17 protein-coding genes and 1 riboswitch are annotated in these 19040 nt (G+C 39.2%); of the genes, 13 read left to right on the forward strand and 4 right to left on the reverse strand.

Annotated features, from left to right (window positions below):
• Positions 1-676 precede the first annotated feature (676 nt).
• Both ACT170_RS04335 and ACT170_RS04340 read right to left on the reverse strand, forming a co-directional pair.
• Positions 677-2026 (reverse strand): MATE family efflux transporter, encoded by a 1350-nt coding sequence (locus tag ACT170_RS04335; protein WP_444818089.1) that lies wholly within the window; start codon positions 2024-2026, stop codon positions 677-679.
• A 63-nt stretch (positions 2027-2089) separates the two neighbouring features.
• Positions 2090-2923: a helix-turn-helix domain-containing protein gene (locus tag ACT170_RS04340; protein ID WP_002885299.1), complete on the reverse strand. Its 834-nt coding sequence runs from the start codon at positions 2921-2923 to the stop codon at positions 2090-2092.
• Between the two features lie 91 nt (positions 2924-3014).
• Between ACT170_RS04340 and ACT170_RS04345 the strand changes: the two genes are divergently transcribed.
• Positions 3015-4616, forward strand: coding sequence for an ATP-binding cassette domain-containing protein (locus ACT170_RS04345; protein WP_444818090.1), 1602 nt, complete (start codon positions 3015-3017; stop codon positions 4614-4616).
• Between the two features lie 154 nt (positions 4617-4770).
• Here the strand turns inward: ACT170_RS04345 and ACT170_RS04350 are convergent, their stop codons facing one another.
• Both ACT170_RS04350 and ACT170_RS04355 read right to left on the reverse strand, forming a co-directional pair.
• Complete coding sequence (locus tag ACT170_RS04350; RefSeq protein ID WP_410532187.1) at positions 4771-6039, reverse strand: nucleobase:cation symporter-2 family protein; 1269 nt, start codon at positions 6037-6039, stop codon at positions 4771-4773.
• The gene (locus ACT170_RS04355) at positions 6039-6620 is read right to left on the reverse strand and encodes a xanthine phosphoribosyltransferase (RefSeq protein ID WP_410532186.1); all 582 of its coding nucleotides are present in this window, start codon (positions 6618-6620) and stop codon (positions 6039-6041) included. The genes ACT170_RS04350 and ACT170_RS04355 overlap by 1 nt, the downstream gene beginning before the upstream one ends.
• A gap of 150 nt (positions 6621-6770) precedes the next feature.
• A riboswitch (purine riboswitch) is annotated at positions 6771-6866 on the reverse strand.
• Between the two features lie 206 nt (positions 6867-7072).
• Between ACT170_RS04355 and ACT170_RS04360 the strand changes: the two genes are divergently transcribed.
• The 12 genes from ACT170_RS04360 (at position 7073) to ACT170_RS04415 (ending at position 19035) form a co-directional block, all read left to right on the forward strand.
• Positions 7073-7753 carry a response regulator transcription factor gene (locus ACT170_RS04360; RefSeq protein WP_444818091.1) on the forward strand — a complete coding sequence of 227 codons (681 nt, stop codon included), beginning with the start codon at positions 7073-7075 and terminating at the stop codon, positions 7751-7753.
• Entirely contained in the window at positions 7743-8717 is a 975-nt protein-coding gene (locus tag ACT170_RS04365; protein WP_444818092.1) for a sensor histidine kinase, read from the forward strand. The genes ACT170_RS04360 and ACT170_RS04365 overlap by 11 nt, the downstream gene beginning before the upstream one ends.
• A gap of 143 nt (positions 8718-8860) precedes the next feature.
• Positions 8861-9619, forward strand: a complete 759-nt coding sequence (locus tag ACT170_RS04370; protein WP_195519999.1) for an ABC transporter ATP-binding protein — start codon at positions 8861-8863, stop codon at positions 9617-9619.
• A 1-nt stretch (position 9620) separates the two neighbouring features.
• The gene (locus ACT170_RS04375; RefSeq protein WP_414327600.1) at positions 9621-11621 is read left to right on the forward strand and encodes an ABC transporter permease; all 2001 of its coding nucleotides are present in this window, start codon (positions 9621-9623) and stop codon (positions 11619-11621) included.
• An 84-nt stretch (positions 11622-11705) separates the two neighbouring features.
• Entirely contained in the window at positions 11706-12200 is a 495-nt protein-coding gene (locus ACT170_RS04380) for a YkgJ family cysteine cluster protein (RefSeq protein ID WP_002885314.1), read from the forward strand.
• A 12-nt stretch (positions 12201-12212) separates the two neighbouring features.
• A complete protein-coding gene (locus tag ACT170_RS04385; protein WP_410537060.1) occupies positions 12213-12878 on the forward strand; it encodes a hypothetical protein in 666 nt (221 codons plus the stop codon).
• 137 nt (positions 12879-13015) lie between these two features.
• Complete coding sequence (locus tag ACT170_RS04390; RefSeq protein WP_410537061.1) at positions 13016-13693, forward strand: hypothetical protein; 678 nt, start codon at positions 13016-13018, stop codon at positions 13691-13693.
• Positions 13694-13759: 66 nt separating this feature from the next.
• Positions 13760-14641: an ABC transporter ATP-binding protein gene (locus tag ACT170_RS04395; protein WP_414327601.1), complete on the forward strand. Its 882-nt coding sequence runs from the start codon at positions 13760-13762 to the stop codon at positions 14639-14641.
• Entirely contained in the window at positions 14638-15375 is a 738-nt protein-coding gene (locus tag ACT170_RS04400) for an ABC transporter permease (protein WP_021143963.1), read from the forward strand. The genes ACT170_RS04395 and ACT170_RS04400 overlap by 4 nt, the downstream gene beginning before the upstream one ends.
• A gap of 10 nt (positions 15376-15385) precedes the next feature.
• A complete protein-coding gene (locus tag ACT170_RS04405; RefSeq protein WP_021143964.1) occupies positions 15386-15835 on the forward strand; it encodes a cytidine deaminase family protein in 450 nt (149 codons plus the stop codon).
• 142 nt (positions 15836-15977) lie between these two features.
• A complete protein-coding gene (locus ACT170_RS04410; protein ID WP_021143965.1) occupies positions 15978-16916 on the forward strand; it encodes a bile acid:sodium symporter family protein in 939 nt (312 codons plus the stop codon).
• 349 nt (positions 16917-17265) lie between these two features.
• Positions 17266-19035, forward strand: a complete 1770-nt coding sequence (locus ACT170_RS04415) for an Hsp70 family protein (protein ID WP_201712282.1) — start codon at positions 17266-17268, stop codon at positions 19033-19035.
• Positions 19036-19040 lie beyond the last annotated feature (5 nt).

Raw genomic sequence — 19040 nt, forward strand, 5'->3', positions numbered from 1 at the left:
GTCAAACCAAAAAGTAGTACACTATAGTAGTGAGAAATCTGACAAGTGTCAAAGTGTTTTTTCCATAGATTTTGCTAGTTTTGGTGTCTGTAAACATTATTGTACTTTGTGTAATAATTAGTCTTCCTAACCTCCCAATTATGATTTTATATGTCTAAACTTACCTAAACATAGCTAGCAAAAGAGTATAAATTTCCATAACGAAATATGACAGCACTTGTTAGATTTTGTGATAAGATTCAGATAGTCCTAAGGACTATTTTATTGTGCTAAACCTTTTTGACGGAGCTTATTATGGAATTGATGAATAAACTAATCATATTAATAGCCATTTGTGTCTTGTGGTTCTGGTCTTTTCTTTTACTTCCTAAAACAGGGGAGAAAATAGTTTATCTTTATCATTTCCTAGCTCTGTGTGGTTTAGTCATGATTTATTTTGCCCTAATTGACCCAGCTGGTCTCTGTGATACCTTTTTCAATATTAAACATCTATGTTTTCATTAATGGATCCAGTTTGACAATAGGTCAGGAAAATCTGAATATAACTAATCACTCATAAAAGAAGCTTTCTGTACATTGACAACAGTTTATCTGTTTTCAATATGCAGGAGGATTTTTCTTTATTATCAAGTTTTGAGCAGAGAAAAAGCAGTCTGACTAGACTGCTTAAGGTATATTAATGATGTGATTCGTAGCGTTTGACGATTCTATTTAGGCGCCATTGGTAACAAAGACCACTGACGATAAGACTGGCAATCAGGCCAATCCAGTAACTATATGGACCCAGTCCAGCAACTTTTTCAAGAAGGTAACCAACAGGGAAGGTCATGCCCCAGTATGACAAGACACCGAGATAGAAAGGGACCTTGGTGTCCTTATAGCCACGAAGAATTCCTTGAAGTGGAGCCGCAAAGACATCCGCCACTTGAAAGAAGAGGCTATAGGTCATGAAAACGGCCGTCATTCTCAAAAACTCAGGTTCATGTCCATAGAGTTCAGCTAAATCATAGCGCAAGAAATAGAGAAAGAACAAGGTAAAACCAGCAAAACCTAAGGCAGTTAGACGTCCTAGCTTGCTATAGCTCTTGACCGCATCCATGCGTTTAGCTCCAAATTCGTAAGAAATAATGATAGCCATTGCACTGGAAACACTGAGAGGAAAGGCATACATGAGGTTTGAGAAATTCATGGCCGCCTGATGACTGGCAATGACTAGGGATGGATACTTGGCCATAACTAGACCAACGCCTGAGAAGATGGCGACCTCCGCAAAGACCGTTCCACCAATGGGGAGACCTAGTTTCAGTGCGTCAAGCAGAGCCGTCTTATCAAGGGGTTGGATTTTTTCAATCTGGTAGGGTTTAACCTTCTTATGCTTTCTGATAACTGCGATGGAAATAAGGAGAAGGGCCCAGTAAGCCAATGAAGTTCCCAGACCTGCTCCAGCTCCTCCCAACTCTGGTAGACCAGCGATGCCATAGATGAGGAGAAAATTGAAGAAACCATTTAGTGGTAGAAGCAAAAGCATGAGGTACATGGAAAGGCGCGTAAGGCCAAGCGCATCAAGGAAGGAGCGAACCACGCTAAAGAGCAGAAGGGGAATAATCCCAAGACTCAAAAAGCGTAGGTATCCAAGGGCCACCTTTCTGACCACAGGTTCCAAACCTAAGTGTCCCAGAACTAAGGGTGCCCCCAGAAAAACGAGGGCAAAGAGGATCAGTGATAGACCCAAAGCCATATAAAGAAATTGATAGAAATCAGGTGCCACTCGGTCCTTGCGACCTGCCCCTAGATGGTGTCCGATAATAGGAACTAGGGCAGATACGATACCTGTTAAGAAGGTGAAAAAAGGACTCCATAAACTCGTTGCCATGGCTACCCCCGCCAAGTGTAGGGCATCGTATTGACCAGTCATGGTAGTGTCCACAAAAGCTGCTGAAAAGTTGGCAAACTGATAGATCAGTATGGGCACAAAAATCTTGAAGAAAACAAGAAATCGCTCACGGAGAGAATGTGTTTCGTGCATTCTGTTTTCCTTTCTAAATTTTTCAAATTATATAATCATTGTACAACTGTTATCCAATAAAGTCTATAATTGACGGAAAGTTCGGTCCCATTCTCTCAAATTATCGTCATCTCCCATAAAAGCCAAGTAGTGGAGAATTTCTTTATGTATAGTCTTTCCCATATTCTTATCGATAAATTTATAAAGGTATGCGGCTTTTAGTTCTTTAAGATAGAGTTTTTGTAACATGAAATAGTCTGGTAATTGAATAGTTTTTAGTTCGTTTAGATAGTAGTCACTATCTTCTTGATTTCCGTAAAGAATGATTTGGAAAATACAACGACTGATAACTTCTAAAGTGATTCGATCTAAATTATTTCTAGGATTTTTATTGAGTATTGATAGGAATTCCTTAATGTAGATTTTTAGCGCATCTTCTGTGAAGATATCCTTTACCATATTCAGTAAATTAATATCGAGAAGTGTCCAAATATCAATAGAAAAGAAGTAGTTTTGAAGTTCTGTAGCAATATCTTGGTTAACTGACCGGTTTTGAAGTTTTGAAACCTGACAGTCAATACAAAGACTAATCAGATAATCACTATAATTGGTTTCTCCTAAAATGCGAAACTTTTCTGCGACTTGCTCCAGTGCTTCAAAGTCTAGATGATTTGAGGCTTGATTGAATTGATTAGCAAGTTTTATGTAGGTTTCGTCCACAAGATATTCTTGTTCGAAAAATTCATTATATTCGACTTTTAGATGTTTTAAAAGTTTGAAAAGAGTATCATTTGAGAGTGATGTTTTGTTATTTTCAAAGTCTGAAAGACTCGCTACAGATCCAGCTACTTGAGCGAGTCTCTGAATAGTGTATTTTCTCTGTTTTCGAATCTGTTTAAATTTTTGACCTTGTTCCATATAAAATTACCTTATCGGATTTCCGAAATTTCAATAGTTGATACTATTAATAAACTAAAATAATAGTATCAAATTGAAGGAGGTAAAAGCAATGATTATTGAAAAAAATAAATCGGTTGCTGTGTCACTGCTTAAATTTATTAAGCTACTTCCTAAGAAGGAAATGGTACTTTATATCATTTTTGCGCTTCTTTATTCGTGTCAAGGCATTGTAATACCTGTAATTATCCAGATGGCAGGTCATATAGATAGTAGTGATAGTTGGGATTTAATAGTTTTTACATTTTCGAGTATCTCTCTTTGGGTGGTTGTGTACGCTTTTATGTATATAGAGAATATTCTGCTTCGTTCTATTATTAGAGCGTTTAATGTGAGCCTATCAGAAAATATTTTAAAGAATCATGCTGTCTTTCCTAAAAACATCTCCGATTCTGAGCTTTGCTCACTCTTGACACAAGATCTTGGAATTGTAGACCAAGAGTTCCTTCAATCTTTTCTTATCTCGCCTGTGTGGGGCGCCTCTATTCTAGTCTCTGTTATTTATTTGATCAAACAAAATATTATTGTGGGTAGTCTTTTTACAATAGGTGCTTTTCTGATGATTTTGCCTCAGTTTATATTTAAGAGAAAATTAAAAGAGTCAGGAGAATTACTAAGTAGTTCAAAAGAGAAGAATTTAAGATCTATCACAGACTTTGGTAAAGGGATTGAAACGATTATTTGCAACCAAGCAGAAAAAGAGAATGTAAGGCAAACTCTCATAACCCTTGGTGAGATGGAAAAGACACAATTTAAGTATTATACACTTCAGAATTTAGTTATGTTTTGGACAGGACCTCTTAAAGCTATTGGCCTGATTGGACCGTTTGTGATTGGTCTTGTAATAAAACAAAATTCAATCACTACACTTATTGCTATGATGTCTGCTTCAACATATCTTATTAACCCCTTACAACAGATTCTGGAGGCTATTGCAAGTATTCAATCAAGTCAAGTGATAAAAGATAAATTATTGACATTTGGAAGTGAGTCAGAAATTCCTTCAAAAGGGCTTCACATACATACTTTAGAAGAAATTCAGTTAAAAAACGTCACTAAATCTTATGATAATCAAGAGATTTTTCGAGATGTCACGGTTACTTTTTCATTGTCTCAGCATAACCTTATAGTTGGTGATAGTGGTATTGGAAAAACAACACTTTTTAGGTTAATATCAGGGCAAGATAAGGCATATAGTGGGAAAATCATTTTTAAAAGCATTGATGGAAGGGAGCTGACTCCAAATTTAGATAATATTGCAATTATTCATCAAAATCCCTATGTCTTTCATACAAGTGTGCGACATAATCTAACTCTTTATCAAGATTATTCTGACTCATTGCTCATTTCAACACTAAAAAAAGTTGGACTATGGGAGGCTTGTTGTCACCAATTAGACTATGAATTAACTGGAGATAACTTTTCAGGTGGTCAAATCATAAAACTTGAGATTGCACGTGCTATTTTAAGGGGCAAGCAGGTTTTACTAGCGGATGAGATGATGGCTTCTTTAGATGGAGCAAGTTCAAAAGAAATAAGCAATGTCTTAAAACAGTTGCCTAATAGTATTATTGAAATTGCCCATCATTACAATCTGGAAGATTATGATGCTGTCTATAGAATTGAAAATAAGTCAATCGTAAGAATTAAATAGCATGAGCTACTTTCAGTAAAAGTTAGACAGAGGAGTTGCTGAGTCTTTTCTTTCGATAGATAAACTTGGGACAGATTTTATCACTTGAGGAAATTCTCAAAAAGATTTTATTTCAAACAAAACACCTAAGTCAAGCGACTCAGGTGTTCTTGTGTTATTTTTCTTTTTTATTATGATTCAAAATGGCATTGAGGACAATGGCAAGCAAACTTGCGACCACGATACCGTTTGAGAAGAACATTTGGAAAGCTGTTGGTAGGCTGTTGAAGAGGTTGCTATTGTTAAGACCAACCCCTGCAGCGATGGATACCGCAGCAATCAAGAAGTTGTGTTCGTTGTTGGCGAAATCAACACGTGCCAAGATTTGCATCCCTTGGATAGAAACAAAACCGAACATAACAAGCATAGCGCCACCAAGTACTGGGCTTGGGATGATTTGAGCCAAGGCACCAAACTTAGGAAGGAGTCCAAGAAGAACAAGGAAGCCAGCTGCGTAGTAGATTGGCAAGCGTTTCTTAATGCCTGACAACTTCACAAGACCAACGTTTTGAGAGAAACCTGTGTATGGGAAGGTATTGAAGAGCCCACCAAGGAGAACGGCCATACCTTCAGCTCGGTAACCGTTACGGAGGCGAGTGCTATCAATTGGGTCTTTGGTAATATCAGAAAGAGCCAAGTAAACCCCAGTTGATTCAACCATTGACACAGTAGCGATGATACACATCATGATGATTGATGATAACTCAAATTTAGGCATTCCGAAGTAGAATGGTGTTGGCACATGGACAACAGGTGCCGCAGCAACCGGTGAGAAGTCAACCAAGCCCATGCTTGCTGCGATAACAGTACCTACAACCAAACCAATTAAAATTGAGATGGATTTGATAAATCCTTTGGTAAAAATATTAACCAGAAGGATGATAAGAACCGTGATAGCTGCAAGGAAGAGGCTTTGACCAGTTGGTTTGTCAACGTTGTTCCCCATATTTCCGATAGCGACAGGGATAAGGGTCAAACCAATAGTAGTGATGACAGATCCCGTAACGATGGAAGGGAAGAGGTTGGCCACTTTTGAAAAGACACCAGAAACAAGGATAACATAAATCCCTGAAACGATAAGGGCACCAAACATAGCACCGCTGCCATGACTCTTACCAATCATAATGAGTGGAGCCACTGATTGGAAGGCAACTCCAAGCACAACTGGAAGACCAATACCGAAGTGTTTATTGAGTTGAAGTTGGAGGAAAGTTGCCACACCACACATGAAGATGTCAGTTGAAATCAAGTAGGTTAATTCATGAGCTGAATACCCCAAAGCACCAGCAATCATGATTGGCACCAGGATTGATCCCGAGTACATGGCAAGAAGGTGTTGCAGTCCTAGGACCGCCGCCTGCGAGTGTTTCTCTTTGTTTTGCATTAGATGTCTGCCTCCTTAAATACAACCTGACCATTTTTAAAACGATCCAAACGAGCAAGTGAAACCACTGGGTAGCCGGCTTCTTCCAAAAGAGCACGACCATCTTGGAAGGATTTCTCGATAACGATACCGACAGCTTCGACGTGTGCGCCAGCCTCTTCAATGATTTGAATCAAACCTTTGGCAGCTTGACCGTTCGCTAGGAAATCATCAACGATGAGAACCTTGTCTTCAGGAGTGAGAAACTTGCTTGCGATAGAGACAGTACTAGTCACCTGCTTAGTGAAAGAGTAAACCTCAGCAGTGAGGATACCTTCATTCATGGTGATATTTTTAGCCTTCTTAGCAAAAATCATAGGGACATCCAAGGCCTCAGCCGCATAGAGGGCTGGTGCAATACCAGATGCCTCGATAGTCACCACCTTGGTGATACCAGCGTCCTTGAACTTGTCAGCAAAGACCTTTCCAATTTCACGCATGAGCTCAAAGTCTACTTGGTGAGTTAAGAAAGAGTCAACTTTGAGGATATTTTCCCCAAGGACATTCCCATCATTGAGAATGCGGTCTTCCAGTAATTTCATATTACCTCCTATAAATTGAATAACAATGCTGTGTCTTGATTTATTTCAGATTTTATTGAGACTCTGAAATAAATCAAAACCATCGAATAACAGAAAAAGGCCTGCAAAGCAAGCCTTTGAAATCACAAAAAGACAGTAAAAATCTTTCTATGACTATGTTAGCTTACTCATTGTTAGGTGTTACGGCACCTTGTAGAAACGTCACGCCCATTCGTGACATAAATAAGTAATGTTCTCATTGTTCGATGAAGCTGTCGATGGTTGATGATAAATCAATATCAACTCTTTTATAATACTATATTTTCTTTGAAGACTCAAAGAATTTTTTCCATAAAAATGCACTCTTTAAAAAGTTGCAAAATTCAATCTAACATTATTGTAAGATTTGCTGAGAATGGTCGTTTCTTGGGGTATTTATTGTTATAATAGTGGGAAATGAAAGAGGTTGAGTTATGCATAAGATTTTATTAGTGGAGGACGACGAGGTTATCCGTCAACAAGTCAAAAAAATGCTAGAACAGTGGGGTTACGAAGTTGTTCTTGTTGAAGATTTCATGGAAGTATTATCTATTTTTGTAAAAGAAGAACCCCACTTGGTTCTTATGGATATTGGTTTACCTCTATTTAACGGTTATCACTGGTGTCAGGAAATTCGGAAGGTCTCCAAGGTGCCGATTATGTTCTTGTCCTCTAGAGATCAGGCCATGGATATCGTTATGGCAATCAATATGGGTGGAGACGACTTTGTGACTAAACCATTTGATCAAAACGTTCTCCTAGCAAAAATTCAAGGGCTTTTACGTCGTTCTTATGAGTTTGGTAAGGATCAGAGCCTTTTGGAATATAGAGGTGTGATACTGAACCTCAAAGCCATGGATTTGGTTTATCAGGGCGAAGTCGTTTCTTTGACTAAGAATGAGTTTCAGATTTTACAAGTTCTCTTCGAGCGTTCTGGTAATATTGTTAGTCGTGAAGACCTCATGAAGGAGCTTTGGAATAGTGACTTCTTTATTGATGATAACACTCTCTCTGTAAATGTGGCACGTTTACGTAAGAAGTTAGAAGCAGTCGGTTTGAATGATTTTATAGAAACCAAGAAAGGTGTCGGCTACGGGTTGCGTCATGATGGGTAAGTGTCAATTTATCAAATACTATATTAGGTCTCGTCTGACTTTCTATCTTTTATTTGTCTTTAATGGAATCATCTTGGTCTTGTTTGCCTTTTTATTTGAAGAGGCAGCAGATATTCTTTATTATGCCTTAACCATAATGACCTTTGTGACTATCATCATGGTTATTTGGGATTTGGTTAGCTCTTATCACTCTTATAACTTAGCTTATCTCTATGAGGAAATCACACCATCAAGTCCTTTAGAGTTTTACCTGGCCCAAACTTTGGAAAATGCTAGGGAGAGTCAGATCTCTCAGACTGAGGAGGAGCGCAAGCGCTATACAGATTTGATGGACTACTATACCCTTTGGGTGCACCAAATCAAGACGCCAATAGCAGCCAGTCAATTATTGCTTCAGGATGTTACGGATAGTAAAACGAGGGCTCTCTTGGAGCAAGAGGTATTCAAGATTGATTCTTACACCAATTTGGTCTTGCAATATTTACGTTTAGAGAATTTTCATGATGATTTGCAGTTGAGGCAGGTTACATTAGAACACTTGGTTAAAGAAGTTATTAGAAAGCATAGCCTTTTCTTTATTCAAAAAGGGTTGACCATTAACCTAGATAACTTGGATGTTAAGGTTATTTCAGATGAAAAATGGCTCTTAGTCATCATTGAGCAGGTCTTGTCAAACAGTTTGAAGTACACAAAGAGTGGCGGTATTGAAATCTACTTCAAGGATAATACGCTTTATCTTAAAGATTCTGGAATTGGTATCAAGGATAGTGATATTTTACGGGTTTTTGAGCGTGGCTTTTCAGGTTACAATGGGCGATTGACTCAGCAGTCGTCTGGGTTAGGTCTCTATCTTTCAAAGAAAATTGCTAATCAGCTTGGACATGATATTAGTATTAGCTCCCAAGTAGGTCAAGGAACCACAGTTTCCATTCATTTTCAAAAGAAAAAATTAGCCATTGATTGATAACTTACAAAAGTGTAAGAAATTAGACGACAAATGAAAGCAAGGGTTATGGTTTTGCCCCTGCTTTTTCTATAAAATGGTATCGAAGTTAAGTAAGAGATTCCTAAAATCTCTCCCAATTCTACTAAATAAAGGAGCTTATTATGACATTACTAGATGTTCAACATGTTAAAAAAATTTATAAAACACGTTTCAAAGGAAATCAGGTTGAAGCCCTTAAAGATATCCATTTTACGGTTGAAAAAGGTGAGTATGTTGCTATTATGGGTGAGTCTGGCTCAGGAAAATCAACCCTGCTCAACATCCTTGCCATGCTTGATAAACCAACGGCAGGGCGTGTCTACCTTAATGGTATGGACACAGCAACTATTAAAAATAAGGATGCTTCCAGTTTCCGTCGTGAAAGATTAGGATTTGTTTTCCAGGATTTCAATCTGTTAGATACCCTATCTGTTAAAGATAATATCTTGCTACCTCTGGTCCTTTCTCGACGCTCAGTTAAGCAAATGATGACACAAGTTGAAGCTATCAGTCGTCAACTGGGAATTCATTCCTTGCTAGAGAAGTACCCTTATGAAATTTCAGGTGGCCAAAAGCAAAGGGTCGCAGTTGCGCGTGCGATCATCACTAAACCAGAAATCCTCTTAGCAGATGAGCCAACAGGCGCCTTGGATTCAAAATCTTCAGCGGCACTCTTGGATGTCTTTGATACTATTAATGCTAGCGGCCAGACCATTCTTATGGTAACTCACTCAACAGCGGCCGCCAGTCGTGCGCAGCGTGTTTTGTTTATTAAGGATGGGATTCTTTATAATCAAATCTTCAAAGGGGATAAGTCTGAACATCAAATGTTCCAAGAAATTTCCGATACACTAACTACAATGGCAAGTGAGGTGAACTAATATGTTTCGTCTAACCAATAGACTGGCTTTGTCCAATCTCATAAAAAATCGTAAGCTTTACTATCCGTATACATTGGCAACTATTCTGGTTATTGCCATTACCTATATTTTTACATCTTTAACGCTTAATTCGCATCTGGATGACTTACCTGGGGCAGATGCTATCAAGATGGTTTTGGGGTTGGGACTTGGGATTGTCGCCCTATCCTCTGGGATTATTGTTCTTTATGCCAACAGCTTTGTCATGAAAAATCGTTCAAAGGAGCTTGGTCTCTATAGTGTGCTAGGCTTAGAGAAACGTCACCTCTTTAGCATGATTTTAAAAGAAACGATGATTATGGGTTTTGTGACTTTGCTTCTAGGTATAGGTGTAGGGGCGCTATTCGATAAACTCATTTATGCTTTTCTTCAAAGGATTATCGGTGAAAGTACTGGTTTGGTTTCGACCTTTCAAGTAATGACAATTCCTATTGTTCTTGTCATCTTTGCTTGTATTTTTAGTTTGTTGGTTTTGGTAAATGGTTTCCGATTACTACGGCTTAATCCTTTACAATTAACTAAAGATGGCCTTAAGGGTGAGAAAAAAGGACGCTTCCTAGTTATTCAAACCCTTTTAGGACTTGGGACTATGGGATATGGTTACTATCTTGCTCTCTCTGTTCAGAATCCAGTAACGGCTATTATCAGTTTTTTCCTAGCTGTTTTATTGGTCATTTTAGGGACTTATCTTCTCTTCAACGCTGGGACAACAGTAGTTCTGCAACTCTTGAAAAAGAAGAAAAGCTACTATTACAAGCCTAATAATATGATTTCCATTTCCAACCTTGTCTTTCGGATGAAGAAAAATGCAGTTGGGCTGGCGACCATTGCTATCCTCTCAAGTATGGTTCTCGTGACGCTTGTAGGTGCTGCAAGTATCTATGCTGGAAAAAAAGACTATTTGGCCAGTGCTGCTCCACATGAGTACTCAGTTACCGGAACGAATGTAGATGTAACAAGTACACAGAAGGTTATGGATGATTTCTTATCACAGTCGGGAAATCAGGTAAATAGAAAAACGGAAGTAACTTACCTCTACTTTGGTATCAAAGAACAAGAAAAAAACAAGCTAACCATCTTTTCTGAGAATGAAAGAAAAGTTCTACCAAAGTCAGTTTTTCTTGTCTTCTCACAAGCAACTTATAAGCAATTAACAGGTAAAGACCTCAATCTGACTTCAAATCAAGTTGGCTTATTTACTAAAAATAAAATATTGAAAGATCAAAAGAGTGTCTCTATCAATGGTCAAAGCTACCAGATTCAGGATGGTCTTAATGACTTTATTAAAGGTAAAGTACCTAATATCTTTACAACTATAGTTTCTGATTATAGCTACCTTGTCGTTCCTGATATGGATAATTTTAAAGAAAGTATCAAAGGAACAGCAACCACTCAAACTACCTATGTTGGTGTTAACGTCAAAGATCCTACACATGAAGCCAAGAAAAATTCAGATTTGCTAGACAAACTCACGGATAAAGAAACACAACAGTTAGCTGGACAAACTACTGGCGTCCCTGGGCCTAACCTCACTGCGAATAGCCGATATGATGTAGAAGGGATGCTAAATGGCTTTGTTGGCGGAACCTTATTTATCGGTATTTTCTTATCCATCATCTTCATGCTTGGTACAGTTCTCGTGATTTACTATAAACAGATTTCTGAAGGTTATGAGGACCGTGAGCGCTTTGTTACTCTTCAAAAGATTGGGTTAGACGACCAACAAGTCAAGAAAACCATTCGTAAACAAGTTCTTACTGTCTTTTTCCTCCCTTTGATTTTTGCCTTTACACACTTAGCCTTTGCTTACCATATGATTAGTTTGATTGTGCGTGTTATTGGGGTTCTCAATCCAGATCTTATGTTAGTGGTCACTATTATTGTTTGTGGCGTATTCTTCCTAGCCTATGTCTTGGTTTTCGCCCTAACGTCGCGTTCTTATCGTAGAATTGTATCGATGTAACTAACATAGAGTCTAGTTCAAGCTAGGCTCTATTTCTTTTATGCTATAATAGATGACAGAATTATAAATTATCGGAGAAAACACATGTCACAGACTATTGATGTCAAACGTTATGAGGAATTGGCACGTCAAAAGCAAGGGGAGCACCGAAAGTTTCTAGCACAACTCAAGAAGAAGGCTCCTAAAAATTTAGATAAGATTGTTCAGCAGGTACACAATGAAGTCTTCCAAGAAATTGATTGTACCCAGTGTGCAAATTGCTGTAAGACGCTTGGTCCAGACTTCACAGAACAGGACATCACTCGCATTGCCAAGCATTTTCGCATGAAGTTACCTGCCTTTGAGGAGATGTACTTGCAGGTAGATGAGGATGGGGATAAGGTCTTCAAGTCTATGCCTTGTCCATTCTTGGGGCCTGATAATCTCTGTGATATTTATGATGTCCGTCCTAAGGCCTGTGCAGCCTTTCCTCACACGGATCGTAAGAAAATCTATCAGATCAATCATCTGACTATAAAAAATACGCTTTTCTGTCCAGCAGCCTACCTTTTTGTGGAAAAACTCAAGGACAGGATTTAGGGAGGACTTGTTATGAAACGCTTTAATTCAGGTGTTATTACCTTATTGATCATTGCTGCCTATTTTATCGCAACAGCTTTTATTCCAGATTTGTATTTGGCTTTTAATTATAAGTTGATTTTAGCCTTGCTTTTTGTGCTTTTGAGCTGGCAATCTAAGGGGAAATTTCTCTTTTTCTTGGGGATGGCTTTTCTATCGACCTATATCCATGACCTCTTTAGATTGGATTATTCGGAATGGACACTCTTTGTAGGGATTCTTATCTTAGGTATTGCGATGGACCGTTTGAGCAAACCAAGTTATAAGAAAAAATTCTCTTACAAGGTGTCTAAAGAACATGAGCGAGAAATTTTTGCTAAGACTCTTTTTTCAGAGTCTGTGCAAGTGGTGACTTCTCAAAACCTCGAAACTGTCTATGCCAATGCTGATTTTGGGCGTTTGACCTTGGATTTGCGTCAGGCTCAGTTTATGACGGACCGACCTCAGATTGTGGTTCAGGCCAATTTTTCTCAGGTCATCATTCGAGTGCCCAAGGATTGGCAAGTGGATACACACGGGCTTCATACAAGCCTAGCAGGAGTGAAAGGCTACGATAGTCTAGGAGAGCGAGAGTTATCAAGCACTACAGTTTCTCTAACAGGATCTGTATCCTTTGGACAAGTAACTGTCAAACATTGAAAATAATGAAAGAGCGAAAGCTCTTTTTTTCTTGCAAATCCTTTTAATATAACATTGAATACGTTTACAAATAGTGCTATACTGATAGTGAAAATAATTGGAAAATTGCAATCATTTCTTTAGAAAGGAGTTTTCTTATGGAACGATTTAATCTTCGGTCCTTCTTGTTGTTTTTACTAGCAGCTTGTTTTATTGCTAGTGCCTTTATTCCAGATTTTTGGATCATGGTCAATTATAATCTGGTCTTCTTCGTGGCCTTCTTTTGTTTTGGTATCTTGAATAGACGACCTCTCCTCATTTTTCTTGGTTTGGCCTTCTTATCACCCTATGTTCATGACTTGTTAGACCTCGATTTTGCACAGTGGAATCTCTTTAGCGGCATCTTTCTAATAGGTTTGGCTTTAGAGTTGCTCTATGGCCGTAGTCAAAAGAAAGGTCTCACTAAAGACTATAAGGTCAATAAGAACGACCAAGAAGGACCACATATTTCTGTTAAGACATATATGGCTGAGGATAGGTATCGCATCTATTCTCAAGAAGTCGAAACGGTTGATATGAATATGGCTTTCGGTGAGCTGTGGCTGGATTTGAGTCAAGCCAGCTTTGCATCAAGTCAGGTAGCAGTTCATCTTGATGCTAAGTTTGGTGAAGTTCATATTCGACTTCCTCATGGTTGTGTCATGGACACCACTGGAATCTCACATCCCCTATCATCTGTAAAGGTGGATCGTTTTGAATCTGATTTAGAGCAAGTTGAAACAAGGCTTCATATGAGCGGAAGTCTCTTCTGTACGGAGTTGGAAGTGGAGTATTAAGGGAAGTCCAATGATGTCAGCGATATTGTCAAGCATGGCTTCTATATAAAAGAAAGGAAAGCATTGATGGGTGAGACAGTTATTCAGGTTTCTTCTCTTGGAAAACGTATCAAGGGAAAGACCATTTTAGAGGATATTAGTTTTGAGATAAACAAGGGCGATTGTGTGGCCTTGATTGGACCTAATGGGGCAGGTAAGACTGTCTTGATGTCCTGTATTCTTGGCGATAAAAAACCGAGCAGTGGTCAGGTCCTCATTGATGGTAAGGCAGGTAAGGCCAAAAATAAAATTGCGGTTCTCCTTCAGGAAAATACCATTCCAAATAGTTTGAAAGTGGAGGAACTGATTGCCTTCTTCCAATCTATCTCTGATAATCCCTTGACCAATCAAGAGGTACAAGACCTCTTACAATTCAAGGAAGACCAGTACCAGCAGTTTGCGGACAAACTCTCTGGTGGACAAAGACGTCTTCTAGCTTTTGTCCTTTGTTTGATTGATAAACCTAAGATCCTCTTTTTGGATGAACCGACAGCGGGTATGGATACCTCCACTCGTCAGCGTTTCTGGGAGATTGTCAATGACTTGAAAAAAGCTGGGACAACTATCCTTTATTCCTCTCACTATATTGAAGAAGTGGAACACACGGCTGACCGTATCTTAGTCCTCCATCAAGGGAAACTCATCAGAGATACCACGCCATACGCTATGCGACACGAAGAGAAAGAGAAGCAGGTCACTCTGCCAAGTAGCTTTGTTAGCATCGTTCATGGACTGCCAGATATCTATGAAATCACTGAAAAGAGGGATGTCATTAGCTTCATGACCAAAGATATCGAAAAGGTATGGCAAAGTCTTGAAGAAGCGGGCTGTGGAATTTCTGATATTGAAATCCAAAATAAAACACTCTTGGATAGCCTATTTGATTCAACAAGGGAGGACAAGGCATGAAAGCATTACTAAAAATTGAATGGATAAAAACGTGGCGAACCTGGCCAGTCTTTATCATGGGAATCGGGATACCCGTCGGATTTTTCCTCCTTTTTTCAAGTATTTTCTCAGCGCCTACTCCAGAAGCCCAAAAAGAGTTTTTGCTATCTTATATGTTAACCATGACTGGCTTTTCTATGTCTAGTTTTGGTTTGTTCACCTTTCCCTATATGTTACAAGAGGATCGAATTGAACACTGGTTGACCTATATCGAGCACTCAAAGGTTAGTATCGCAGCTTATTATCTTTCTAAAATTTTTCGTGTGCTTCTAAACTTTATGGTTGCTATCATTGTGACCTTTTGTGTAGGTACCTTTTTCCGAGATGTAGAGATGCCATTCTTTAGATGGCTAGGATCAGGTGCTCTTTTACTTCTATCAAGCTTGGTCTTTTTGGCCTTTGGCTTGCTTATCGCTCAGATTAAATCTCAACAAATCATGTCTCTTGTAGCTAATATTATTTACCTTGTCTTGCCTATAGTGAGTGGTTCATGGGTTCCTATTTCCATGTTCCCTAAGTGGGTTCAGAGTATCTCTGAGTGGACACCTGTCTATCATGTCAATGAATTGGTCGTTAATTTTGCTATCAATGGGAAATTTTCATGGAAATCACTTTTGTTTATTTTGGCTTATACGGCAGTATCAATAGTGCTTGCACTCTTTATCAAGTCTCATAGAGAAAGTGATCGAGGTTAAAGGAGAAATAATGGATATTTGGCAGAAAATGTATGAAAAGGCTCAAGCCTTGTATCAGCCACAGGAAGTCTCAGACTTTGTCTATGCTAGACATGTTGTGGCTGCCGTTGAGTCTGAAGATGGGCAAATTTTCACGGGCTTTTGTATGGAAGGGACGTGTGGTATTTTCCATCTATGTGCCGAAAGAGCTGCCCTTTTCAATATGTATCAAGAAACTGGTCAAAATAAGGTTAGGCGAATTATCGCCTTTCGTGACCAGCCGCCTCATGGTGGACCGTCTGGCATGCCTTGTGGGGCCTGTCGAGAATTTCTAATGGAACTGCATCCTGATAATCGTAACTTGGAGTTTATGGTTGACTACGAAACACGTCAAACCATTACTTTGGGAGAATTGTTGCCACTGTGGTGGGGAGAAGAACGGGCTCAACAATTTGAAGAAAAGTCGCAAGACAAGGCTTAAGGTTTATAGAAATCACAAAATCCTCGCATGTTAAGTGTGAGGATTTATTTTCTGAAATTAATTTCAGAAAATTCGAAATTTACCTTGAAATTCAAAGTGAAAGTGCTATACTATTCTGTGAAAATAGAAAGAAGGTTTCATTATGGAGTCACTTGTATCTTTTAGTAAATGGCTCAGCAAATGGTTTACTGTAGCTGTTATCCTCTGGGCGGCCTTTAACTATGCCCTTCCCGCAACTAGTAGTTGGGTCATTCCCAATACGGCTTATCTACTTGGTTTGATTCTCTTTGGTATGGGACTTACCTTGACCACTGAAGATTTTAAACGTATTGCTAAGCGTCCAATTCCAGTTGTCCTTGGGACTGTTGCCCACTATGTCATCATGCCTGGTTTGGCTTGGTTGCTTTGTATGATTTTCCATCTTAAGGGTGCGACAGCAGCAGGGGTTATCCTTGTCGGGTCTTGTCCAAGTGGGACTTCATCTAGTGTCATGGCCTTCCTTTCAGGTGGGGATGTTGCCTTGGATGTCTCTATTGAAACCCTCTCAACTCTCTTGGCACCACTCATGATTCCAACCCTCTTGTCATTCTTGGCTGGTCAGTACGTAAGTGTCCCTGCCCAAAGCCTCTTCCTTAGTACCTTGCGTATCGTGGTTGTCCCAATCATCTTGGGTGTACTCATTCACTCAATCTTTGGTAAGAAAATTGATGCCATCATCAAGATTATGCCTTTGATTTCACAAGCTGCCATCCTCTTGATCGTTGGAGCAGTTGTTTCTGCCAACCATGCTAATATTTTCACAGCAGCGACAGCCCTTGTCATTCCAGTCGTTATGCTCCACAATCTTTGTGGTTATGCCCTTGGTTTTGGATTTTCAAAAATCCTTGGTTTGGAAGAACCACAACAAAAAGCCATTACCTTCGAAGTGGGGATGCAAGACTCAAGTCTTGGAGCAACCCTTGCCATGAAATATTTCGTGCCACAAGCTGCGATCCCATCAACTATCTTTAGTATTTGGCACAATATCTCAGGTTCCATCCTCTCATCATGGTGGAAGAACCATTCAAAAAATAATCAATAAGAAAAATGAAAAGCTGACCTTAGGTTGGCTTTTATTTTTTAATAAAGAATCTTTTTCGAGACTTTCCTTAGGTGATGACGGACGTTAGCGAACTTCAAAGAAGTTCCATGCCTAAGTTTCGAGTCTAAGGTCTCGAAACTTCCGAACCCCTGAAGTTTAAGTTCTTCAGGGGTTTTTATCACAGCGGAAAGTCTCAGTTATACTCACTTCATTCTCAAAGAGAATCATCTGTCATTCTTTGCTGACTTTCTTAGTTCATGGCGCATTTGAAATAGTTTATTTACTTCTTGAATAGGGACGTTTTTGACTATGTTATAATGGAAGGACAAAAGCAGTTTAGGAGAATGTTATGGCAACAATTGGTATTGATTTGGGGACGACTAATAGTCTAGCGGTTACCTATCGTGAAGGTGAGGTTGAGCTTATTCCAAATGGTTTTGGAGAATATTTGACGCCTAGTGTGGTCCATGTGTCTGACGATGTCTTGACGGTTGGAAAAATTGCGAAGGAACGCTTAGTGACTGATCCTGAGAATACGGCTCAACTCTTTAAACGTTCAATGGGAACCAATGAAATCTTTTACCTTGATGGAGAAGCTTTCTCGGCAACTGATTTGTCAACTTTGGTGGTTAAACAATTAGTAGCTGATGCGGAGAGTTACTTAGGTGAAAAAGTAGATGAGGTGCTCATTAGTGTGCCGGCTTATTTTAATGAAAAGCAACGTTCAGCGACCAAGGCTATTGGACAACGATTGGGCATTAAGGTGGAACGATTGATTAACGAGCCTTCTGCGGCAGCCATTGCTTGTCACAAGATTGGCAAAGACGAATCTTTCATCGTCTTCGACTTTGGAGGAGGAACGCTTGATGTTTCTGTGGTTGATTGTTTTGATAATGTGATTTCAATCGTTTCCATTGCAGGTGATAATTTCTTGGGTGGTAGCGACTTTGATAAGGCTATCGCTGAAGATTTTTGTCAGTCTCAAGGGATTGATTTGGAGAAGCTAGATACCAAGCAAAAGTCTAGTCTCCTCTTGTCTGCAGAACGTTGCAAACTCAAGCTACAAAAGGAAAAACTGGCTGCAGTATCCTTGACCTACGATGACCAATATTACATGAAACAATACACTCAAGCTGAGCTTAAGTCCATTATTCAACCTGTTCTTGACCGTGTTAAGAAAGTCATTGGTAGAGCGGTGAGTGATAGCGGCTACAGGGCTCATGAGCTAGATGCCTTTATCTTGGTCGGTGGGTCTAGCATGATGCCTTTGGTTCAATCCTATATCATGAATCTTCTCAATCTTCCTATTAAGCGTTTGAAGGATATGGATGAGTTGGTTGCGCGTGGTTTGGGGACTTATTTAGCTGTCAAAGAGCGTCAGGAAAAGGTCAAAGATTTGGTGATTACTGATATTTGTCCTTTCTCATTGGGAATCAGTGCCTATGACTCTGACTTTGATAAAAATATCTTTTCAAAGGTTATTAATAAGTTGTCTGTCCTTCCGACCTCAGCCAGCAAATATTATTATGCCAGCCGGGGACAGAAACAATGTCGCTTTATGATTTATCAGGGAGAATCGCTCGATCCTGAGGCAAATCTCTTTTTGGATGAGTTTATTATCGATGTTCCTGGGACTGCGACTAAGACAGAGTTTTTTGAGACCACCTTTACTTACGATATTAATTCCATGCTCTATATAGAGGTTAAACTGGGGTCAACAGGCGAGACTAAAACGTATCGTATCGGTAGTCAAAGTAAAATCGAAGAGGTTGACAAGAGTGAGCATCTGGAGAATATCAAGCTTGTCTCTGATCAATTGTCCTTTGAGGCCGACTTTAAAACGCAGACTGAGCGGGCCTATCGTTTAGTCATGGAGATGCCTTATAAGATGCAACTACATTTTTTGTGGCAGATGGAAGATTTTGAAAAAGGCTATCAGTTGGCTATTAACAATATTAAGAAGCGAAAAGAAATCGTGAAACGCTACCAAGCTTATCTTGATAGCATTGAAAATATCATGTCACTAGATGATTTGGATATTTTCCGTCAAGAAAAAGACGACCATGAGGAGAATGGCGAGCCCTTTGATAGGTCTGATGACCCTAATTTCTGGAGATAGGAGGT

Source organism: Streptococcus sp. cx1, assembly GCF_052384325.1.
Lineage (GTDB): Bacteria > Bacillota > Bacilli > Lactobacillales > Streptococcaceae > Streptococcus > Streptococcus salivarius_G.

Excerpts from the sequence above, each read along its gene's own strand:
- ACT170_RS04335 (WP_444818089.1), bottom strand. The coding sequence starts at position 2,026 with ATGCACGAAACACATTCTCTCCGTGAGCGATTTCTTGTTTTCTTCAAG.
- ACT170_RS04340 (WP_002885299.1), bottom strand. The coding sequence starts at position 2,923 with ATGGAACAAGGTCAAAAATTTAAACAGATTCGAAAACAGAGAAAATAC.
- ACT170_RS04345 (WP_444818090.1), top strand. The coding sequence starts at position 3,015 with ATGATTATTGAAAAAAATAAATCGGTTGCTGTGTCACTGCTTAAATTT.
- ACT170_RS04350 (WP_410532187.1), bottom strand. The coding sequence starts at position 6,039 with ATGCAAAACAAAGAGAAACACTCGCAGGCGGCGGTCCTAGGACTGCAA.
- ACT170_RS04355 (WP_410532186.1), bottom strand. The coding sequence starts at position 6,620 with ATGAAATTACTGGAAGACCGCATTCTCAATGATGGGAATGTCCTTGGG.
- ACT170_RS04360 (WP_444818091.1), top strand. The coding sequence starts at position 7,073 with ATGCATAAGATTTTATTAGTGGAGGACGACGAGGTTATCCGTCAACAA.
- ACT170_RS04365 (WP_444818092.1), top strand. The coding sequence starts at position 7,743 with ATGATGGGTAAGTGTCAATTTATCAAATACTATATTAGGTCTCGTCTG.
- ACT170_RS04370 (WP_195519999.1), top strand. The coding sequence starts at position 8,861 with ATGACATTACTAGATGTTCAACATGTTAAAAAAATTTATAAAACACGT.
- ACT170_RS04375 (WP_414327600.1), top strand. The coding sequence starts at position 9,621 with ATGTTTCGTCTAACCAATAGACTGGCTTTGTCCAATCTCATAAAAAAT.
- ACT170_RS04380 (WP_002885314.1), top strand. The coding sequence starts at position 11,706 with ATGTCACAGACTATTGATGTCAAACGTTATGAGGAATTGGCACGTCAA.
- ACT170_RS04385 (WP_410537060.1), top strand. The coding sequence starts at position 12,213 with ATGAAACGCTTTAATTCAGGTGTTATTACCTTATTGATCATTGCTGCC.
- ACT170_RS04390 (WP_410537061.1), top strand. The coding sequence starts at position 13,016 with ATGGAACGATTTAATCTTCGGTCCTTCTTGTTGTTTTTACTAGCAGCT.
- ACT170_RS04395 (WP_414327601.1), top strand. The coding sequence starts at position 13,760 with ATGGGTGAGACAGTTATTCAGGTTTCTTCTCTTGGAAAACGTATCAAG.
- ACT170_RS04400 (WP_021143963.1), top strand. The coding sequence starts at position 14,638 with ATGAAAGCATTACTAAAAATTGAATGGATAAAAACGTGGCGAACCTGG.
- ACT170_RS04405 (WP_021143964.1), top strand. The coding sequence starts at position 15,386 with ATGGATATTTGGCAGAAAATGTATGAAAAGGCTCAAGCCTTGTATCAG.
- ACT170_RS04410 (WP_021143965.1), top strand. The coding sequence starts at position 15,978 with ATGGAGTCACTTGTATCTTTTAGTAAATGGCTCAGCAAATGGTTTACT.
- ACT170_RS04415 (WP_201712282.1), top strand. The coding sequence starts at position 17,266 with ATGGCAACAATTGGTATTGATTTGGGGACGACTAATAGTCTAGCGGTT.